The organism is Catenibacterium sp. UBA627, assembly GCF_002299355.1.
In the GTDB taxonomy this organism is placed as follows: domain Bacteria; phylum Bacillota_I; class Bacilli_A; order Erysipelotrichales; family Coprobacillaceae; genus Catenibacterium; species Catenibacterium mitsuoka.
In genome coordinates this window covers 1-2,764 of sequence record NZ_DBPF01000053.1, presented here as the reverse complement: position 1 = coordinate 2,764, position 2,764 = coordinate 1, and the positions used below count along the sequence as shown (strand labels likewise).

Sequence of the window (2,764 nt, the reverse complement as noted above, 5' to 3'; positions counted from 1 at the left end):
CTACCAGACTGCTCCATCCCGCGATATGTAATTTGGTGGACCCTGCTGGACTCGAACCAGCGACCAACCGGTTATGAGCCGGTGGCTCTAACCAACTGAGCTAAGGGTCCTCATCTATCAGAGTATTTTTAATCAAATGGTAGCGGGAGAGGGATTTGAACCCCCGACACTCCGGGTATGAACCGAATGCTCTAGCCAACTGAGCTATCCCGCCATGTATATGATTAATTAAATTGGTGGAGCCTAGGAGGATCGAACTCCTGACCTCCTGCGTGCAAAGCAGGCGCTCTCCCAGCTGAGCTAAGGCCCCATTTCAAATGGTCGGGAAGACAGGATTTGAACCTGCGACCCCCTGGTCCCAAACCAGGTGCACTACCAAGCTGTGCTACTTCCCGTTAGATGGCGCGCCAGACAGGAATTGAACCCGTAACCCCTTGTTCCGTAGACAAGTACTCTATCCAGTTGAGCTACTGGCGCGTTTGTGATGCTTAATTATTTTGTCAAATCATCATGTCTTTGTCAAGACTTATTTTCATTTCTAAGTCCTAATAAAAACTCAGTACACTGAGTTAATAAATAGATGGTGCCCTGGGCCGGAATCGAACCGGCACGGAGTTTGAAGTCCGCAGGATTTTAAGTCCTGTGCGTCTACCAGTTTCGCCACCAGGGCACTTCGCAATCGAGATTGCTTGTATAATATACAATGAATCCAAAGGTTTTGCAACCCTTTTTTTAAACTATTTTTTAAGTTTATAAAATATGCACTATATATCAATGTTTTTTTAGTTAACTTTTTTTAGTAAATCTTAATAGAATCTTCAGATTCATAGATATACTCTGAATATTCCCCTTCAAAAACTTCCAAATGTTCAAAAAAATGATTCACTAAATGGATATTTTTCATCTCTTCTTTGGTAAACCACCCTACTTCACCTTCATTACTGCCTCTTAAATCACCACTAAATTTAGTTGCTGAAAATAAAAATACAATATATCTACCCGATTTTACCCAGAATTGTTTTACTCCTACTAAACGAGGATTCTTCATAATTAAACCTGTTTCTTCTTTTACTTCTCTTATTGCAGATTGTACAATTGATTCTCCAGGTTCTATATGTCCTCCAGGGAATGTATAACCATGCCAATCTTTCTTAACTCTATTCTGCAGTAAATACTTATCTCCATCTTTAATCATGCAGAGATTAGTTAATTCAACCATTTCAGTTCTCATCGTTATTTCTCCTCGTATATCGCTTCTCTAAGCTGCAAAACACATTATATACAAACAGTTGTCATATATATACAAAACTGCCTCAAAACACTTATTTATGCATATTATAAAAGAGATGTACTAAAACTATCCCTATGTGTAAAAACCAGCAATATTGCACATGTCATTCTTATACCAGATGCATATTGAGACATTGTCGTTAGATATAATGTATCATGAGGAACAGATCCAATATATTTCTCCTACTAAACTTGCAAGTAAGCATGTCACTACTAACAAGCTTATTTTTAATAATAATCAATCTTCTATCTCTACCCTCTTTTTTAATTATACTTATCTACATATTATTTTCATATCGAAAACTATTAAATATATGCAAGATAAAAAGAACGTACATTTACGTTCGTCCTTATGTCAAAACAGGTTTCTGAATTCATTATATCCTATAATACTTCTTTTACTATAATTCTTGATACAAACCAATGAAGAATAATACAGAATAACAATGTAAAGACAACACCAAATATATTCTGGATTAATCTTAAGCTTACTGCACCCTTTAATCCATATAGTTCTGTCGCAATAGCTAATGCACCAAATGTATTAAAGACAGCCTGCCCGCTATATTTTGTAGAAAACCCTACACCGATGCCACCAATGACACCGATAAATGCATAGATTGGTGAAGGAAGCAAGAAATATAATACTGTAAAAACATAGAACACCCGCAATATTTCCAATAATTCTTTTACGTACTCTATATTGCATATCGTCCATAAGTGGTAAGATCACAGACATTGCGGCAATACCAGCCCACATAGCATAAAGTTCAGCTTTACATATTACAACCGGCACACAGATAATCTGACATAGCTGCTATTTTGTTCTAGTAGAAGAAAGATCAAATTCTTGTAATAAATGCATTACATGCTTATTATAAGTTCTATGCTTATGGTTTCGATAGAATACGATACAGATAAGAACTTCACCTACAGCCATTCCAGAAAGTCTCATCAAATAACTCTTTCCAGATACGTCATAACCATATAATAATAAATATCCTAGAACAAGCGTTGATTGATTGAACATAGATGGATTATGACATCCTAGGAATACTAATAGAGCTAATGCAGCAATATTTACCAGCATTCCTACGACTGGTGGGAGTTTAATAGCCAGGTGTGAACACACAGTCATATTAATGAAATATAACGCAAGAGCACTGTAAGTTGTCCTGCATGAATTTCAAAGTGCGCCTGTATAGATGCCATAATACATAAGAGAACAACCACTCCAACAATACTATTCTCATTCCAAAATAAAATACTAAATAATGTTATAAAGAGAAAGCAGAATGCCACTGTGATTGCAATTTTAAAAAGATAAACTGCTATGTGATATAGTTTCTCTTTTGTGGTTTGACTGTTTCTAATTAACTCTTTAGAGCTTTTCTGATTCAATTGTAATTCTTTATAAAATATCATGAAATACCTCCTTAATCAGAATATAAAAAAAACTCAGGATTTCTCCTGA

General features: G+C 35.8%; 1 protein-coding gene, 6 tRNA genes and 1 pseudogene. All 8 read right to left on the bottom strand.

Annotated elements, in window-relative coordinates:
* Positions 1 to 33 precede the first annotated feature (33 nt).
* Positions 34 to 110: transfer RNA gene (locus B2S90_RS03800), tRNA-Ile, on the bottom strand.
* A gap of 27 nt (positions 111 to 137) precedes the next feature.
* Positions 138 to 214: transfer RNA gene (locus B2S90_RS03795), tRNA-Met, on the bottom strand.
* Positions 215 to 234: 20 nt separating this feature from the next.
* Positions 235 to 310: transfer RNA gene (locus B2S90_RS03790), tRNA-Ala, on the bottom strand.
* Positions 311 to 318: 8 nt separating this feature from the next.
* Positions 319 to 395, bottom strand: a tRNA-Pro gene (locus B2S90_RS03785).
* 5 nt (positions 396 to 400) lie between these two features.
* Positions 401 to 477: transfer RNA gene (locus tag B2S90_RS03780), tRNA-Arg, on the bottom strand.
* 104 nt (positions 478 to 581) lie between these two features.
* Positions 582 to 670, bottom strand: a tRNA-Leu gene (locus B2S90_RS03775).
* 126 nt (positions 671 to 796) lie between these two features.
* Positions 797 to 1,231: an 8-oxo-dGTP diphosphatase gene (locus B2S90_RS03770; RefSeq protein ID WP_286696563.1), complete on the bottom strand. Its 435-nt coding sequence runs from the start codon at positions 1,229 to 1,231 to the stop codon at positions 797 to 799.
* A gap of 443 nt (positions 1,232 to 1,674) precedes the next feature.
* A pseudogene (locus tag B2S90_RS03765) lies at positions 1,675 to 2,715 on the bottom strand (FUSC family protein).
* Positions 2,716 to 2,764: the final 49 nt, after the last annotated feature.

What these genes read in the sequence shown, in the direction of transcription:
- B2S90_RS03770 (WP_286696563.1), bottom strand. Translation starts at nt 1,231, where the DNA reads ATGAGAACTGAAATGGTTGAATTAACTAATCTCTGCATGATTAAAGAT.